At 48.0% G+C, this 16,253-nt stretch carries 15 protein-coding genes; 8 read left to right on the top strand and 7 right to left on the bottom strand.

The window, feature by feature from the left end:
• Positions 1-233: 233 nt before the first annotated feature.
• The gene (locus FXO21_RS00640) at positions 234-509 is read right to left on the bottom strand and encodes a hypothetical protein (RefSeq protein WP_149638284.1); all 276 of its coding nucleotides are present in this window, start codon (positions 507-509) and stop codon (positions 234-236) included.
• A gap of 141 nt (positions 510-650) precedes the next feature.
• On the opposite strand from FXO21_RS00640, the gene FXO21_RS00635 reads away from it, so the two are divergent.
• A complete protein-coding gene (locus FXO21_RS00635; RefSeq protein WP_149638283.1) occupies positions 651-1,001 on the top strand; it encodes a nuclear transport factor 2 family protein in 351 nt (116 codons plus the stop codon).
• A gap of 183 nt (positions 1,002-1,184) precedes the next feature.
• A complete protein-coding gene (locus FXO21_RS00630; protein ID WP_149638282.1) occupies positions 1,185-2,660 on the top strand; it encodes a tannase/feruloyl esterase family alpha/beta hydrolase in 1,476 nt (491 codons plus the stop codon).
• Between the two features lie 43 nt (positions 2,661-2,703).
• Here the strand turns inward: FXO21_RS00630 and FXO21_RS00625 are convergent, their stop codons facing one another.
• Genes FXO21_RS00625 through FXO21_RS00600 form a run of 6 tightly spaced genes read right to left on the bottom strand, consistent with a single transcriptional unit; the run spans position 2,704 to position 11,442 of the window.
• Positions 2,704-4,104, bottom strand: coding sequence for a RagB/SusD family nutrient uptake outer membrane protein (locus FXO21_RS00625; protein WP_149638281.1), 1,401 nt, complete (start codon positions 4,102-4,104; stop codon positions 2,704-2,706).
• A gap of 4 nt (positions 4,105-4,108) precedes the next feature.
• Positions 4,109-7,132: a SusC/RagA family TonB-linked outer membrane protein gene (locus FXO21_RS00620; protein ID WP_149638280.1), complete on the bottom strand. Its 3,024-nt coding sequence runs from the start codon at positions 7,130-7,132 to the stop codon at positions 4,109-4,111.
• 21 nt (positions 7,133-7,153) lie between these two features.
• Positions 7,154-8,056: an LLM class flavin-dependent oxidoreductase gene (locus tag FXO21_RS00615; RefSeq protein WP_149638279.1), complete on the bottom strand. Its 903-nt coding sequence runs from the start codon at positions 8,054-8,056 to the stop codon at positions 7,154-7,156.
• A gap of 19 nt (positions 8,057-8,075) precedes the next feature.
• The gene (locus tag FXO21_RS00610; protein ID WP_149638278.1) at positions 8,076-8,996 is read right to left on the bottom strand and encodes an LLM class flavin-dependent oxidoreductase; all 921 of its coding nucleotides are present in this window, start codon (positions 8,994-8,996) and stop codon (positions 8,076-8,078) included.
• A 12-nt stretch (positions 8,997-9,008) separates the two neighbouring features.
• Positions 9,009-10,226, bottom strand: coding sequence for a lanthionine synthetase LanC family protein (locus FXO21_RS00605; protein ID WP_149638277.1), 1,218 nt, complete (start codon positions 10,224-10,226; stop codon positions 9,009-9,011).
• A 31-nt stretch (positions 10,227-10,257) separates the two neighbouring features.
• Positions 10,258-11,442: a lanthionine synthetase LanC family protein gene (locus tag FXO21_RS00600; RefSeq protein WP_192579127.1), complete on the bottom strand. Its 1,185-nt coding sequence runs from the start codon at positions 11,440-11,442 to the stop codon at positions 10,258-10,260.
• 331 nt (positions 11,443-11,773) lie between these two features.
• Here FXO21_RS00600 and FXO21_RS00595 point away from each other — a divergent pair, with 331 nt between their 5' ends.
• The 6 genes from FXO21_RS00595 to FXO21_RS00580 all read left to right on the top strand — a co-directional run bounded on the left by FXO21_RS00595 (position 11,774) and on the right by FXO21_RS00580 (position 16,190).
• Positions 11,774-11,953: a class I lanthipeptide gene (locus FXO21_RS00595; protein ID WP_149638275.1), complete on the top strand. Its 180-nt coding sequence runs from the start codon at positions 11,774-11,776 to the stop codon at positions 11,951-11,953.
• A 70-nt stretch (positions 11,954-12,023) separates the two neighbouring features.
• Positions 12,024-12,203 (top strand): class I lanthipeptide, encoded by a 180-nt coding sequence (locus FXO21_RS00590; protein ID WP_149638274.1) that lies wholly within the window; start codon positions 12,024-12,026, stop codon positions 12,201-12,203.
• A 77-nt stretch (positions 12,204-12,280) separates the two neighbouring features.
• Positions 12,281-12,451, top strand: a complete 171-nt coding sequence (locus FXO21_RS28640) for a class I lanthipeptide (RefSeq protein WP_192579126.1) — start codon at positions 12,281-12,283, stop codon at positions 12,449-12,451.
• 69 nt (positions 12,452-12,520) lie between these two features.
• Positions 12,521-12,691, top strand: coding sequence for a class I lanthipeptide (locus FXO21_RS28635; protein ID WP_192579125.1), 171 nt, complete (start codon positions 12,521-12,523; stop codon positions 12,689-12,691).
• 56 nt (positions 12,692-12,747) lie between these two features.
• Entirely contained in the window at positions 12,748-12,927 is a 180-nt protein-coding gene (locus FXO21_RS00585; RefSeq protein WP_149638273.1) for a class I lanthipeptide, read from the top strand.
• Between the two features lie 101 nt (positions 12,928-13,028).
• Positions 13,029-16,190 (top strand): lantibiotic dehydratase, encoded by a 3,162-nt coding sequence (locus tag FXO21_RS00580; protein ID WP_149638272.1) that lies wholly within the window; start codon positions 13,029-13,031, stop codon positions 16,188-16,190.
• Positions 16,191-16,253: the final 63 nt, after the last annotated feature.

Raw genomic sequence — 16,253 nt, 5'->3', positions numbered from 1 at the left:
TTATCGGCCTTTCTTCACTCGCTTACGGCTTCGCACCAATTAGTTAACCGCAAAGTAGCAAATTGTATCACGTTACCAGAAAAGGCAAGGTCACAAACCATAACAGCCGCAGAGCGGTTTCCTGTTTACAGAAAAGTGCATGCCAACTTATCGCAAGTGTGCCAGCGGGGCAATCCGCCGCGAAGTTCCCGGACATTATACTGTCATCTCGCTGTATGTTATCGGCTCGGTAGTCAGTGAAATATAGGGAGGTGTGCTGCCAGCGAGATTATTAAAATAATGACCATGGTCCAGACCTTGATCCTCAAAGGTTGACGTCGCAGGGCATATCCGATTCCTAATGTTAAACCCAGCGCGATAATGGAGGCGACAGCATATTGGCTGAATGATAGTTCGTCCGTATCCGACATCTTTCTTAGAAACAATCTGACTACTAAATTCAGGCTGCTATTATTCAACATAAAAAGCCAAAAACCCCATTTTTGCTCTTTTTGCTGGGTTTGATCCATCGTATTTAATAGTTCAGTATCTGAAATAAAACTAGCCTGTATAGAGAAAGTGAGTCTGCGTCAGTTGATCCCGATGCGAAGCCAGGAAGTCCTCCAAAGCTAAAATAGTTATCTTAGGCTGTATAGACAAAAAAACTAGTTATGGGCACGAACAACAAGCTGATATTGGAAGAAGCAAATGCCGCAATGACAAAAGGCGACTATGAAGGGTTTTTATCGTTCTGTACTGACGATACGGTATGGACATTTGTAGGGGAGCAGACGCTACGGGGAAAGGAAGCAGTGCGGGCTTACATGGCGGAGACCTATTTGGAACCGCCAAAATTTATGGTTAAAAACCTCATTGCAGAAGGTGACTTTGTTACCGCACTCGGCAACATCGACTTGAAGGATAAAGATGGAAAATCGACCAGCTATTCATACTGCGACGTCTGGCGATTTCTTGATGGTAAGATGGCCGAATTGACGGCATTTGTCATTGAGGCTGAGTAGCGGAGACTGGCCGTTTTCGAGAATCATAAATTCGCAGGAACGAGAGTTGGGCAAGTAAATCAAACTGGTGAAGGTTTAAACAAATCCGATCAGTAGGGATTTCTCTCATCAGATAATACTATGGGGAAAAAATCATTTCTTTTTGCTTTATAATGAAATGCCAGGCCGATAATCTATTCACTTATGAGAAGATTTTACATTTCCCTCGTCTTCATACTATTTGCCGGCCTTGCCTCGGCGCAAAACGCAAAACCTTGTAAGCCCTGCGGTGAGTTAAAAAATCTGCAATTTCCGGATGTCACAATTCTGGTCGCTGAGGCCAATGCCGGAGATACGATTAAAAACCCGGATGAACCGTGGCGCGGAACGGTCGTCATACAGAAGCCTTTCTGTCGCGTACTGGGCAGGATAAGCAAAGAAATCAATTTTGAGCTCCTGCTGCCGGAGGAAAGTAACACGCGTTTTCTGATGTCGGGCGGAGGGGGTTTTGTGGGGAGTATTCAAAATGATTTCCAGAGGCAGGTAGACGAGGGATTTGCAACAGCAGGCACGGATACGGGGCACGAAGGAGGGGGCGACGCGAAATGGGCTTACAATAACATGGAGCGACAGCTCAACTTCGGGCGGCTTGCCGTTCATCGTACCGCCGTGGTTTCGAAAGCCATTATGCAACATTATTACTGCGCAGCACCGTCTAAATCGTATTTCGTTGGCTGTTCGCGCGGGGGCGGGCAGGCGATGATGGAGGCCCAAAATTACCCGGAGGATTTTGACGGGATCGTGGCCGGGGCGCCCGCATTTGGGTGGCCGGCGACTGCGGCGAAATTTTTGCAGCACAGTCAATACAATTATCCTGATCCAAAAGCGCTGAGGCCGGTCATCACATCGGATAATCTCAAACTTTTGCATAAGGAGGTTCTCAAACAATGCGACCAGCTCGATGGTACAGCTGATGGGATTTTGAACAACCCCGGAAAATGCAATTTCGATTTTTCCAAATTACCGGTTTGCGCTGGCGAAAAACCAGGAAGCGCATGTTTGACAAACAAACAACTCGCTGCGATCAAGTCTATTTACAGTCCTTTGGTTGCAAATGGTAAACAGATTTACCCCGGTTTCCCCCTTGGCGGAGAAGCGGAAGCGAATGCCTGGGACCCCTGGATTACCGCACCAAGTTCCGGTCCGCAAAACGAGCCCAGCCTGCATTATATGTTTTCGACAAACATTTTTAAGTATTTGATATTCAACGATTCAACCTTTAATTATTCAAAGTACGACTTCAAAAACTTTGACGCTGAAACTGCCTACGCTTCATCCTATCTGGATGCCACCAGTACCGATTACAGCGCGTTCAAAAAACGCAATGGGAAGATCATCTTTTTCCATGGATGGAATGACGCTGCACTCTCGGCAAACGCAACGATTGAACATTATAACGGGATATTAAAAAACGACAAAGATGCGCCATCCTACGCACGACTGTTTCTTCTTCCGGGAGTGCTGCACTGCGGCGGCGGGCCGGGTTGTGACAGGGTAAACTGGGTCAGCCTGATTATCGATTGGGTAGAAAAGTCAAAGGCGCCCGATCAGATCGTTGCGTCGAAAAACGTTGGGGGGAAAGTTGCTACTAAAAATATCTTTCCTTATCCGAAAGAGTAGGAGCCGCAGCCAGCGGTGACGGAAATTCTTGAAAATTGACAGATCAATACCCTTCGTTCTGATCAATATTTTGATTTTGATTCCGCTCTTCTTCAGGAATAGGCGCGATGCGGAAAGGGTGGGAGAAGGGAATGGTCGCCGGATGTTGGCCATCTTTTCTGATGATATCAAATTTCAGGCGGTTCAGGTCGTGGAAGCGATCTCCCTCGAATGCGAGTTCCTTTCGTCGTTCAAGAAGGATATCATCCAGAAGGCGTTGGCCGGATGAACTGTATTTTTTGCCCGGATCCCGTTCTTTTACCAGCATGTTCAGATAAGATATTGCTTTGTCTTCCTGATGTAGCCTGAATGCGGCTTCCGCTGCGATCAGGTAGATTTCGGATAAACGGATCACTTTTTTATCGTCCTGGTCGCCGGTCATGTGACTGTACTTATTGACGACAAACGCGGGGTTTTCGGCTGCTTCTCTTTTTTGGGCATTTATGAGTTTTGCGCGGATGTCAGTTTGACCATACAGTTCAACCAACGAAGCTCCGGCAAGCGCGTCACCATAACCGGCTTGGTGGTACATATAGCCCAGCTCATCGGAACCCGCATTCGAAAATTCATCGGCAGATACTTCAAATAGTGTTTCCCGTCTGTCGCCAGGCAGGTGTGGCTTGGCGGATGCCCAATAAGAAAGGAACTCATCACGCAAAAGCAGTTTATATTGTGCTTCTTCAATGACCTGTTTCGCCTGATCGAATGCGCTTTGATAGTTCGCCTGATAGAGACTTACCTTGGCTTTCATTGCTATAACAGCGGGCCCCGAGAAGTGCGCGGAACCCTTGTCGGACACGATCATTTCCGCGGCAGAATCCAGGTCGGCTGTTATCTGGTTATAGACTTCGCGGACGCTGTTCCTGGGTGGCCTGGCCGAAGGGTTGTAAGTGAGCACAAGCGGAACACCAGGCATGGAGGGGTCTTCTGTAAATGGTCTTGCAAATGTCCTGACCAATGTGAAATACATCAATGCCCTTAATGCGTAAGCTTCGCCTTTCATTTGGCCCACATTTTCATCCACCGGAAGATCGGCATTGATCACATGATTGATCCTTAATATTGCTTTATAGGCATCAAACCAAATACCCCTGTATTCGGCATTGTTGGTAGTGATTAAATTCTGATCAAATGCAATGTATTTTCCCGAATTACGGGAAGACAGATACACATTGTCCGCAGCCAGGTCTCCAATCAAAGGAAGCGACCGCCCGAAGAGATTGGGGCTGGCTAGCTGGGCATAGCATCCGTTCAATGCGGCCTGCATATCAGCAGCATTTGTGATCGCCTCTTCGGACGGGATCTGCGTATAGGGATGCAGGTCCAGGAACGATTTACCGCACGAGCCGCTGATGAACAGCAGTATAACCGATATGGCCGTTAAATTTTTTCCTCTGGTTTTCATATCCCTAAAATTCAAGTTGCAGTCCTCCTGTGAATGTTCTTGGAATAAAAACCTCGAAGTTCGTTGTGCTGGTGAGATTGGTTTCAGGGTCGTACGGAAGTTTTTTGTCCCTTACCCAGGTCAGCATATTGGACCCTCTCAGATACAGTCTGACGTTTCGCAAACCTGTGCCCGCCAGTAATGTTTTCGGTATTTGATAAGCCAATGCAGCATGACGGAGCCGCAGGTAATCGCCCCGGTAAAGGAAGCGGCTTGACACCGCATTGGAAGCATTGGCCCCACCGTATACGAATTTGGGCACATTAGTCACATCACCCGGTTTCTGCCACCTTTCCAGCTCTGCCGCCACCACATTGAAATTGGTATGATATCCATCGCTTTGCGTATAAGCCGCCCAGGCATCTCTTACTAAATGGCCGTAGCTGTAATAGAACTGGAAATCCAGACTCAGTCCTTTGTAGCGAAAAGCAGATCCAAAGCTGCCGAACGCCCGTGGTGATGCAGAACCCGCAATAGCCTGTTTGGCGAGATTGTAAGACTCCGTGGTTTCCCTGCGGGAAGCATCCGTGTACCATGTCGGCGCGCCGGTTTCAGAATTAACTCCCGCCCATTGCCGCATATAAAACGATTGCAGGTCTTCCCCAACCCGCCGAATGAACATTCCTGAAACAATGTCCTGATTGCCAGGTAGTGACAGGATCGTGTTTTTATTCCAGGCGATATTGAAGAAGATATCCCATGAAAACGGATCGGATCGAACCACATTCCCCGACAACCCGATTTCGGCCCCGCGGTTCTGCATGGTGCCTGCATTATTTTTGTAGCTGGCAAAGCCCGATGTGCCCGACAACGGCTCGTCGATCAGTAAATTGGAAGTGATACGGTTGTACCAATCCAGGGTAAGCAAAAGCCGGCCGTCCATTGTTGCCATATCCAACCCGAAATTGAGCGGTTTGCTGAGCTCCCAGGTTAAATTGTTATTACCGGGCGTTACCGGCGCACTTCCGGTATTTCCGAGATAGTTATAAGACTTGCCAAACTCGTAGACGGCCTGCGAATCGTAATTTCCGATCGATGCATTGCCAGTGAAACCGTACGAGCCTCTTAATTTCAGCTCGTTGATGAAAGGAACATCTCTGAAAAAGCCCTCCCGGTGGAGATGCCAGGCTATTCCAACCGACCAGAAATTGCCGTAACGGCGATGAGCGCCAAACCGGGAAGATCCATCCCGCCGAAAGCTTCCCGAAAGAAGCAGTTTTTGTTTGATTGAAAAGTCCAGTAACCCGATTGCAGAAACAAATGCGTAATCGCTGTTGCTTCCCTCTCCCGAGTATGTGACCGCTCCCGCGGAAGGAACATTAATACCCAAATGGGGCGGTAAGCCATGTACAACTGTCCGGTTGAAATAATGCTGTGACTTTTGGGCCTCGTAGCCGGCCGACAAGTGTATTGCATAGTCATTCTCTGAAAAGCGCAGATCATATGATGCCAGATTGCTCCATACCCAGTTAAAATATCTTGCATAACCCCGGGCGGAAAGTCCTTTTTCGTTGACAGCATCGCCGTAGAAAGGGTTATTGTAGCTATCCTCTTCCAGCGTATTGTAGTCGGTTCCGATTCTGGAAGTCAGTTTCAGTTGTCTGAAAAGCTGGAAATCAGCAGCGAACGAGAGGATACCTTTAAGGCTGGATGTGTTCCGGTTATCCATTTCGGCAATGGCCACAGGATTGTAAAGACCACCAGCCGGGAAATCCGGGGCAGAAGTGTTGGGACTTCCCCCGGCATTTTTCGGGGACAGGGAAGGCCGCAAAAAATAGGCTGCCAGCACCGGGTTGGAAAAGGCGCCTCCATTGTCGGGTCCAAACTGGGTAGTGTTTCCGAAAACCAGGGAAGTTCTTAAAGTGATTTTCTTCGCGGGCGTATGTTCCAGGGCCATGTTTCCTGTAAAGCGCTTAAAACCCGTATTGATTACATTTCCAGTTTGCGAAAGATAGCCGGCGCTGATATAAAAACTGGTTTGCTTGCTCCCCCCCGCTGCTGAAAAATGGTATTGCTGAAGTTTGCCGGTCTGAGTGACCTCTTTGAGCCAGTTGGTATTTACGTCGCGATTAACTTCGAATGTTTCGTCTACATATTGAATCGCGGAATTTATATCGGGGTATTGATCCGGGTACCGGTTGCGGACACCCTCGGCGGTCAGTTCGCGCCATTCAGTTGTATTCAACGGGCGATTGGCCGGGCTTGAAAACGCCTGCCTGGCGAAACCGGCCTCTGTGCTGAACTGAAAACTGGTCTTGCCTGACTTTCCTTGTTTCAATGTAATAACAATAACCCCATTGGCTGCCCGGGATCCGTAAGCGGCAGTCGCAGCGGCATCCTTGAGTACGGTGATCTGTTCGATATCATTGACATTAATGCCTGCCAGCGTATTGGCATGGACATTGTTGCGGGCAAGAACTCCTGCATTGACGGGAATGCCATTTACAATATACAAAGGCTCTGAGCCAGCATTAATGGAACCAGTACCCCGAATGCGGACACCTTGAAAAGACCCCGGAAGCCCCGATCCCCCCGCAGCCTGCAAACCCGGAACAAGACCCTGCAGGGCTTTATCCACTGAAATAAAAGGGGTGTTTTCGAACTGCTTCGACTTCACGATCGCGTATGAACCGGTTGTCTGGTTCCTGGGCGCCGAAGTGTAGCCGGTGATGACGACTTCTTTCAAATCGGAGACATCTGCCCTGAGTTGCACATCGAGCTGCCGCTGATTTTTGGGCAGGGCAACTTCATGGGTTACCAGACCGAGGGCCCTGAAAATCAGTGTTGAATTCCGGTCGGGTACTGAAATCCGATAGCGGCCCAGCGAGTCAGTGATACTTCCGTAGGCGATTCCTTTGAGCTGCACCGTGACGCCGACGATCGGCATTCCGTCTTCGGCAGAAGTTACTATTCCGGCTACGGGGAAGTCCTGGGCATTTAGCTGCAGTACCCCTAACACCAGACCAGCGAAAAACAGCCACCTATACATTTCAGATACTTCGGTTGAAATTCAGGATTTTGCAAGCAGATATTTCAGTTGCCGGACGCCCTGCATGCGGTATTTGGGATCGAGGATCCCATTGAAAAACATAAAATCGTGCAGGTCGAAATACGAACGGTATTCCTGGATGAAGTCATAAAATGAATTAACGTCACCATAAGGCAGCTTGTCTTCGTATTGCTGGCCCATGGCAATCCGTTTCGCGGTGCGTGAGGAAGGATGGCATATCCCGGTTACCACCGCTCTGACCTGCGGGTGCCGACCGTGCAGCTCGAAGAATTGCTGCCGGAATTTTTCCAGTTTGTCTTTCTGTTCGTTGCTGAATTCTCTGCTCGTCCAGATGCACAGGTTTGTGCCCAGGGATAGGGCGCGTCTGAAACTGTTGTCCGAGCTGCCAAGCGTCCAGAGTTCGGGGAGAAAGCCTTTGTATGGCGGCAACACAACGCCGTCGTTTCGATATAAATCTTCTTCATTACGCAGAAAAGACACTGTTTCGGTTACCTTTTTATCAAATTCAAGATAGGCATCTTCATTTTTCTTCCCGGTCGAATACAATGCTATGTTTTGATAAGGCATGCCGTTGGCAAAACCAAGCTCGATGCGGTTTGGAAAAATGCTGTTGTACAGTTTATAGGACGAGGCCACATGATACGGATTGTGGATACAGATCAGCGTCCCTGCGGTGCCGATGCTCATATTCTTGGTATGCGTGGCCAGGATGGGGATGAGGTTGGTGGGGTTGCTGTACGTGAGGCTGGTCTTGGGCATGTGGTGTTCGCCCAGCCAGAATTTGTCGAAACCCAACTTTTCCCCGGCAATGGCGTAGTCAATTACGTTCTGCAATTTGAGCATACTGTTCAGGTGCGGTGCACGCTGGCCAAAATCAATTAACCCTATTCGTATTGGTTTCATAGGATATGGTATAATGAGGTTATGCGGCCAGCACCGCCTTGCCAATGAGGCGCATAGCCAGGTTTCTTTCCTTTGATTCTACACTGTAATTGTAGAGGATGAATTCATCGACGCCGTATAGCTCCTGGTATTCCGCTATTTTTTCCTGAAAATAATTAGGACAACCTACCAGGTTCAGATAGGGGCCGGCAGACGCAAATTTCTCTGCTGTCCGCCGGGCCTTCTGCATGGTCCTATCGCAAATAAACCCGACCACCAGATTTATTTTCGGATAGGAACCGTTGGCCGCGAAATAGCTTTCCCGTAATTCCAGGAGCCGCTCTTTCGCAAAGCCTTGCTCTGCATATTCATGGCAAATAGATCTTGACAAATTAACTTTAAGGTTGATAATGCGGTCGTTTGAGCGATACGCAGAGCTGGATAGGGACCAGACATCAGGCACATGCCCTTTATAAGGAGGCACTACTACACCAGTCCCATCCATGTACAGATCCTCGTCATCCCGCAAATAGTGAAGCAATGCCGCAAACTTCTCCTCAAACACGGAAGATTGGTCTAATTCATCCTTCCCGGTCGCGTATTTAATGGCGTGTTTGTTGGGTTTTCCATTCGCAACCCCCAGGTCGATCCGGTTGCTGTATATATTGTTGAGCATCTTGAAAAACGTCGCAATATGGTAGGGGGAGTAGAGGTTCAGCAGTATCCCCGCTATCCCGATCCGGATCTTTTTCGTGGAAGAGGCGAGTATCGGAAGTACGGCCTGCGGATTGGACCATGCCAGTGATTTATTGGAAAAATGATGCTCGCTGATCCAGTATCTGGAAAAACCCAGTTGTTCCGCGGTCGCAGCGGAGTTGATCACGTCATCGAGTTTCAGCAGGCTGTTTAATCCGTTTTCGCGGGTTCCAAAATCCAGGATCCCACAGGTTGGCTTTTTCATTTTACAAATCGATTAAGAGAGTAACCATAATTTTTCCCAATAACCTGGTTCGCCTTGCAGCGCATTCATGAGCACTAACCCTGAGCCGACAGCACCTTCAAGAAAATTGCCGGACAGATCCGGATACAATTGCTGGTCTTCTTCTTTCTGGTATTCACTGAATGCGATCTGCATCCAATGGTCATAGCCTGCCTGATAATCTTCAATACCTGAAATACGCCGCAGATAATCGTAATAATGCGCAATGCCGGTGGCACCGTGGCAGAATAGCGAACCGTGGCATTTGGCATTCCCGATGTCTTTCATGGCAAGGGATGCCAGACCAGCTTCCGAAGCCAGCTGAAACCATTCCGGTTCCTGAAGGATCAGGCCGGCCTTGTAGAGAAAGTGGATTGCATTAAGGTCTCCGTAGCACCAGCGGAGGCCACCCAGGTAGGATGATTCTTCCGCCGGCCGGAAATCCCCGTCACGCGGAACAACCGTGTTCGGGAAAAACGAATGCTTCCCTTGCTGATAATCGGCGGTTTTTTTGTGGACAGTGATAAAACGGATGTACTTTCTAACCAGCGATGCTGCCAGGTCCTGTTCAATTTCAGATTCATAAAGATTCAGCAGCAGGAGAATGGACGCTGCCATTCCGTGTGACAGGCTGAAATTGATCTCGTCAGGCCAGGCAGGTCTCCACATGTAGGTATTCTTAAGATAGGACCCGGCCCGGCCTGCATGGGTAATGGCGGACAGCTTGCGTACATATTCGCTGAGATATCCCCTTACATCGGGATTTCTGTCGAGGCGGTAATAGAGATAATGAAATCCGCCGGTACCGCCGTGCAAAAAGTCAGTGTCTTCCCTTTCAATCTTTTTAATACTGTTTTCATGAACGTATATATCAATACGTCGGAGGAAATGATCGTAGTCGTCGCCGATGAAACCTTCGTTGACCAGGATTTCCAGGGCCAGCCCCAAACCGGCCAGGCCGCTTGATAAAGTTGCATTAACAAGGCCACTGTCTGTGAGCTGCCGGAGCAATTGCTCAAGCCGGATATGTGCCTGCTGCGCCAGCCGGTCGTCACCGAGTACCCTCGACAGATAGAAATAGTACATGATTACACCCAGCTCGCCCCTGGATACATTTTTTTCCTGCACCGGATTTTGCTCGATCAGTTTGGTCAGCTTCGGCAGGCGCTCTTCGATTTGGGAGGTCCAGATACTTTCTTTGATCGCTATCATCAGTATAAAAAAGATAGGTGAAAAATGAATGTCAGAGTAACCATATTAAATCATCAAAGTCCACATGATCCGGGTTCAGCCCCTTGATCAGTCCGCATCCGATACCAATTACTCCCTCGCTGAAAGCCAGATTGGTGTGTGTGTGCCACTGATTATTGGCCGCCCTGAACCCCGCGTAACCATTTTGGGCGTTATCATACTCCAGAATTTTCAGGTACCAGAATCTGGCAGTTTCTTTCATCAAAGTGTCATTTGTAATGCGGCCGATGCGGTCAAACATCAATGCAAGGCCCGTAGCCCCGAACAGGATACCGGCGTCCTGTACGCCTGTGTTACTTTCATCATGGCGCATTGCACAATTTTTCAGCAAAGCAACTCCGTCCTGATACCAGGGGCTGTTATTGAATACCTTACCGGCCCTCAGTAACATATAGCCGATACCCATATCCCCATAACACAATGCCAGTCTGCTTTTATGGGGATCTTGTACGATGTCGATAAATTGATAGTGCTGGTCCTGCACGCGATGCAGCTCGATGAAGGCAATCGTCTGGGTAATGATCTCCTTCATCTGATCGGCTGGGAATAAAGCCATTTCTGCAACCCTGGTTAGAAAAAGGGCAACGGCCGCTGAACCGTGCGGCATACTCAGATAGGTGCTTTCAATATTGCCTTTGAGCTGGGATTTCCAGTAGCAGCCTTTGTCAGTCCGGATTGCGTTTTTGATAATTCCGTGCACAAGCTCTGCAACAATAGGCTGCATCCGCTCACGGTCGAAGTGGCTTCGGTGCAGGAAATAAAGCCCGTATCCCAGTGCCCCGTTCACAAAGCCCCCTATATTGTTTTGGGCTAATTCGCCACGCATTTTTTTTAATAATATCACATCGATGTCTTCCAGAAATTCATTAGGAGCGACATCCAAAACACCTGCTTTATATAAATACTGGCATACGATACCCAGTTCTGCGAAATCCTGGGGATAGCTCTTATCGGGGTCCCCATCAATCATTTCGCAGGCTTTGTCAAACATCAACTTTGCTTCATTAAAATACCGCGGTTCGGCGGAATGAACGGAATACAGGTAATTCAGAACGGACACGCCCAAAAAACCTCTGGAAAACCCGAAGCTGGTCAGTTGTTCCTGGTTCGCAGATACGACGTGGTAAATTTCATTTATCTTGCTTTTTGCCGCTTCGGTCAAAACCCTTGATGTCATTGATGGTACCATTACTATCCTTATTTTTTCTGCACAAATTTGATTACAGCAGGCGACCACCAAGAACTTTATAGACCAATGCCCGTAATATTTCGACAAATCACTAAAACCGGGAAACCGACCCTCCTTTTTTCTTAATAAGCCTCACAATCAGGTCTGTCACACCATATGGCGTAACATCAGACGCAAGCAGAACGCCCTTGTCGATTAATATCGACATTTCGTATAGTTAATTTACCGGCCTGTGAATCGTCAGGCAAATTCGTATCGATTTCGTTCGGGCCCATCAAGAACGTCACGTCTCAATTTCAACTATTAATCATTTTTTATTATGAAAAAGAAAACCGAAACATCAAAGCTTTCACTTGACAAGGAAACTATCGCTCGTTTGAATGAAGAGCAACTTTCCGCTGAGCAAACACAAGAAGTAGACGGAGGTGCAACAGTATTTACAGGCGGATCCTCTTGTTGCGGAATTGGTAATACAGGATCGTACACCTCCTGCTGCTAATCAAATCATGTGGGCAGGAGTGACACACTCTGTGCCCACAATTTTTTCATTTTAAAACAAATAGCAAATCATGAAAAAGAAATCAACGCCAAACCGCCTTTCTCTCGACAAGGAAACCATTGCTCACCTGAACGTTCAACAGCTCTCAGCGGAACAGGCTGAAGAAATACAGGGCGGCGCTACCAAATTTACCGGAGGCGGCTCCTGTTGCGCACCGGAAGGAGGTTCCAATTACACTTCCTGCTGCTAATAATTCCCCCAAATGTGAGCAAAGGACGAACCCTCTGCTCACATTTCTTTTGTTTCATTTTAAACAATCGGTGCATCATGAAAAAGAAAACCACGACTTCCAAATTGTCAATTGACAAAGAGACTATTGCCAATCTGAACTTCGAACAATTATCGGAAAACCAGACCGACCAGGTCCAGGGTGGGGCAACACCTTTTACCGGAGCGCCGGGATCATGCTGCGGCGGCTATACGTCCTGTTTAGGATGAGCATTCATATGGGCAAAGGCAATCCTCTGCTCATATTTCTTTATTTCACTTTTAACAATCGCGGCATTTATGAAAAAGAAAACCACAACTTCCAAATTGACAATTGATAAAGAGACAGTTGCCAATCTGAACTTCGAACAATTGTCGGAAAACCAGACAGTTGAGATCCAGGGTGGGGTAACCCCATTTACCGGAATGCCGATATCCTGCTGCGGTGATCAGTACACATCGTGTGTATGAAAAAATTTATATGAGCAAAGGCTGGTCTCTGCTTGTCACTTTTAAAAACTACGGTTATGAAAAAGAAAAAGTTAAACTCAAAGCTTTCTGTTGATAAAGAAACGATTGCCAATTTGAATGTAGAGCAGCTTTCGTCTGACCAGACGGAGCTCCTTCAGGGAGGATGCGGGACGCATTTTACCAGCGGCGCGTCGTGCTGTCATACCACCAGCCCAGGATATACTTCATGTGCCTGACCTTCAAGTGTTTTTGTATCAGACGGTAACGGTAGATTGCCGGCTTTCTCTCTTTATTAGACGATTGTTTTCAGGTCCCCAGATCTAAATCTTTCAGCGTTATGCCTATTCTTTCCCAAGGGTTCTTTCTGCTAAGACGCCCACAGCTTCCCCTGGATGTCTTTTACCAGTTCAACGAGCGGGTCAAAAATCAGCCTGAACTATTTGAACAGGAAATTATTCATTTTTTCTCACAGCCTGCCGTACTGGAAGCGATTTATGTAGCTTCTCCGGAGCTCTATGATTCTTTCACCGGGCTGATCGAAGGAAGGGTCAAAACCGGGATCGACAAACTGCTTAAAACATTTTATAAGTACCTCGTCAGGATGACCTCTCGCAGTACTCCTTACGGCTTGTTTGCGGGGTGCGCCATGGGGGAATTCGGGCAGCAAACCCGCATTGAGTTTGATAAGGCCCAGCCGCATTTTACGCACGCAAGGCTGGATATGAACTACGTGGCGGAAATGGCGGCGGGCCTGCTGAAAAAAAACAATGTTCGGCAACAGCTGAATTTTTTTGTGAATACCAGCCTCTATCGCATTGGTGATACTTACCGGTATGTGGAGAGCTTCCTGAGGAATAAACGGAGATTGTATGTACTCGCGTCGGTGGAGGCCAGTACATACCTCGATATTGTGCTGTCGACAGCCCGTCGCGGCGCGACTTTGTACGAGCTGGCAAATGCTATCGTTACCGACGACATTACCCTGAGCGAAGCGGAAGAATATGTAGATGCGATCATTCACGCCCAGATCCTGGTTTCGGAGCTTGAAGCTACCGTAACCGGAGAGGAATTTTTTCATACCATTATTGGTAAGCTGGAAGGAATGGAAGGTACTGCGGAAGATGTATTTCAGCTCAAAAAAATTGGCGGGTTGCTGCAATCCCGGGAGCCGGGTGTGAGTAAGTACAAGGCCGTGGAATCTGTCATTGCAAATCATTTCGTAACAACCGGCAGCAAGGACCTGATCCAGACCGATCTGTTTTACAATACACAATCCTGCGTGCTGAACGAGCAGGTGATCGGCTTGCTGACGAAGGAATATAAAAACATCGAGCTGCTTGGTCACAAAAATCCGCAGCCCGAGATGGACCAGTTCAGGAGGAATTTTTTTGAGAGATATGAACAACGGGAAATGCCATTGCTCGAAGTGCTGGATAGTGAGACCGGCATCGGGTATGGCAGGGTAACAACCGGCAAGGCGGATAACCTGCCATTGCTGGATGAAATGCAGCTGCCCGGTAATTCGAAACCTAATGCGACGGAATGGTCGCCGCTGGTAAAATTCCGCGAAAAGCTCTATCATCAGGCCATCGCGGAGGGTACAAAGTCGGTTTCGCTGACTGATGCCATGTTGAATGAATTAAGAAAAGACATGCCGGTCACGAGAACGGCTCCGGACAGTTTTTACTTATTTGGCACCCTCATCGCCGACTCCCAGGCCGAGATGGATAACGGCCGCTTTAAATTTGCTTTCCAGGCCATGGGAGGGCCTTCCGGGGTAAAGCTGATAGGACGTTTCTGTCACGGAAACCCGCAGCTGACGGATTGGGTCAAAAAAGCAGCCAGGGAAGAGGAAGCCTTTTGTCCGGACGCGGTTTTTGCAGAAGTTGCGCACTTGCCGGAAGCCCGCGTAGGAAATGTGCTCATGCGGCCCCACTTCCGTGAATTCGAGATCCCTTATCTGGCGGGTTCGTCACTGCCAGAGGAAAACCAGATCATGCCGGAGGACCTGATGGTTTCGGTATTAAGCACCGGCGAGGTGATATTACGATCGAAAAAATTGAACAAGCGCGTAATACCCAGTCTTACGAATGCACACAATTTTAGCAATGGTTTACCGGTTTACCGGTTCCTGTGCGAACTGGCTTATCAGGAGGATTATCAATATTTTGGCTGGAACTGGAATTACCTTTCATCGAGAACATTTTTGCCAAGGGTAGAATACAAACACTGGATACTGAGCCGGGCAACCTGGAACCTCGAAAAAGATTCCTTCGCCTCCCTGCTGGGAAAAGACGTTGCCTACGCAAAAGAATGGCAAAACGTCAGAGATAATTTAGATATTCCCCGGTTTGTACAGCTACGGCAAGGTGACAGCGAATTTTTAATTGACGGGGAGTCAGATATTTCTGTGCAGATATTATGCGATTCATTGCGCAAGTATGGCAGGGTTGTCATCACTGAATTCCTGGAAGGGCAGGGAGGGGCGATTCTGGGTGATGAAGAAAATCGCTATGCCCATGAGTTACTGATCCCGCTTTTAAACCAGAAAGAAGCAATTACCGCTCCGTTGGCAACGACTAAGCTCACCGAACCGCCTGTTGAAGTGAAGCGAAACTTTATGGTGGGAAGTGAGTGGCTGTATGTCAAGATTTACACCGGCACAAAAACGGCCGACCGCCTTCTGACTTCTCTGATCAAGCCTTTCGCTGAAAAGCTTTTACAGGAGAATGTGATCCAGAAATGGTTCTTCCTGCGCTTTGGCGACCCTGATGAACATATCCGGCTCCGGTTCTTCCACGGCAGCAATCCTGTTTTCTGGAATACAGTGATGCAACAACTTAACGAGATCCTCCACCCGCTTATCGAAAACGGAACAGTTCAAAAAGTACAGTTGGACACCTACAAGCGGGAGCTCGAAAGATATGGGCACAATGCATTTGAAGAGGTCGAATCGATATTTTTTGCAGATAGCGTAGCCACGATCGGACTACTGGATATGCTGGAAGGAGATGAGGGAGAACGCTACCGCTGGCTTTTGGGGCTCAGGAGTGTGGACCGCCTTCTGGATGATCTCAATTACAGCCTGCCGCAAAAGAAAATACTCATGGACCTCCTTCAGGAAAGTTTTTTCAATGAGTTCAAAGGTAATACTGCGCTTACCGTTCAGCTGAACGATAAATACAGGGCCCATTCAAAGGAAATAGCCAGCTTCCTCAACCCGCAGGATGATGAAACAAACGGTATCCTGGAAGTGATCGAACTGCTGGATCAACGTTCTGAACGGATTAAAGCTTCGCATGCTATTTTACTGCCCGGCATGACCAAACCGAAGGCCGGTTTTACCAGCAGCCTCGTACATATGCTGCTGAACCGGTTGTTTGTTTCCAAGCAGCGGGTGCATGAGCTGGTGATTTATCACTATCTGAAAAAATATTACGAATCGACGCTGGCCAGGCAACAAAAGAATACGGCCAGAGAGATGATGAAGGAACAGTAATTATTAACATTTTTAATATTAATGCTCATATTTGCCGGCCAGGGATAATCATTATAAAGATTA

The organism is Dyadobacter sp. UC 10 (assembly GCF_008369915.1).
Taxonomy (GTDB): domain Bacteria; phylum Bacteroidota; class Bacteroidia; order Cytophagales; family Spirosomataceae; genus Dyadobacter.
This window is presented reverse-complemented; position numbering and strand designations above follow the sequence as displayed.

Bases quoted from the DNA above. Each gene is read 5' to 3' on its own strand.
- FXO21_RS28635 (WP_192579125.1), top strand. From the start codon at position 12,521: ATGAAAAAGAAAACCACAACTTCCAAATTGACAATTGATAAAGAGACA.
- FXO21_RS00605 (WP_149638277.1), bottom strand. From the start codon at position 10,226: ATGATAGCGATCAAAGAAAGTATCTGGACCTCCCAAATCGAAGAGCGC.
- FXO21_RS00600 (WP_192579127.1), bottom strand. From the start codon at position 11,442: ATGACATCAAGGGTTTTGACCGAAGCGGCAAAAAGCAAGATAAATGAA.
- FXO21_RS00595 (WP_149638275.1), top strand. From the start codon at position 11,774: ATGAAAAAGAAAACCGAAACATCAAAGCTTTCACTTGACAAGGAAACT.
- FXO21_RS00590 (WP_149638274.1), top strand. From the start codon at position 12,024: ATGAAAAAGAAATCAACGCCAAACCGCCTTTCTCTCGACAAGGAAACC.
- FXO21_RS00630 (WP_149638282.1), top strand. From the start codon at position 1,185: ATGAGAAGATTTTACATTTCCCTCGTCTTCATACTATTTGCCGGCCTT.
- FXO21_RS00580 (WP_149638272.1), top strand. From the start codon at position 13,029: ATGCCTATTCTTTCCCAAGGGTTCTTTCTGCTAAGACGCCCACAGCTT.
- FXO21_RS28640 (WP_192579126.1), top strand. From the start codon at position 12,281: ATGAAAAAGAAAACCACGACTTCCAAATTGTCAATTGACAAAGAGACT.
- FXO21_RS00625 (WP_149638281.1), bottom strand. From the start codon at position 4,104: ATGAAAACCAGAGGAAAAAATTTAACGGCCATATCGGTTATACTGCTG.
- FXO21_RS00585 (WP_149638273.1), top strand. From the start codon at position 12,748: ATGAAAAAGAAAAAGTTAAACTCAAAGCTTTCTGTTGATAAAGAAACG.
- FXO21_RS00640 (WP_149638284.1), bottom strand. From the start codon at position 509: ATGGATCAAACCCAGCAAAAAGAGCAAAAATGGGGTTTTTGGCTTTTT.
- FXO21_RS00620 (WP_149638280.1), bottom strand. From the start codon at position 7,132: ATGTATAGGTGGCTGTTTTTCGCTGGTCTGGTGTTAGGGGTACTGCAG.
- FXO21_RS00610 (WP_149638278.1), bottom strand. From the start codon at position 8,996: ATGAAAAAGCCAACCTGTGGGATCCTGGATTTTGGAACCCGCGAAAAC.
- FXO21_RS00635 (WP_149638283.1), top strand. From the start codon at position 651: ATGGGCACGAACAACAAGCTGATATTGGAAGAAGCAAATGCCGCAATG.
- FXO21_RS00615 (WP_149638279.1), bottom strand. From the start codon at position 8,056: ATGAAACCAATACGAATAGGGTTAATTGATTTTGGCCAGCGTGCACCG.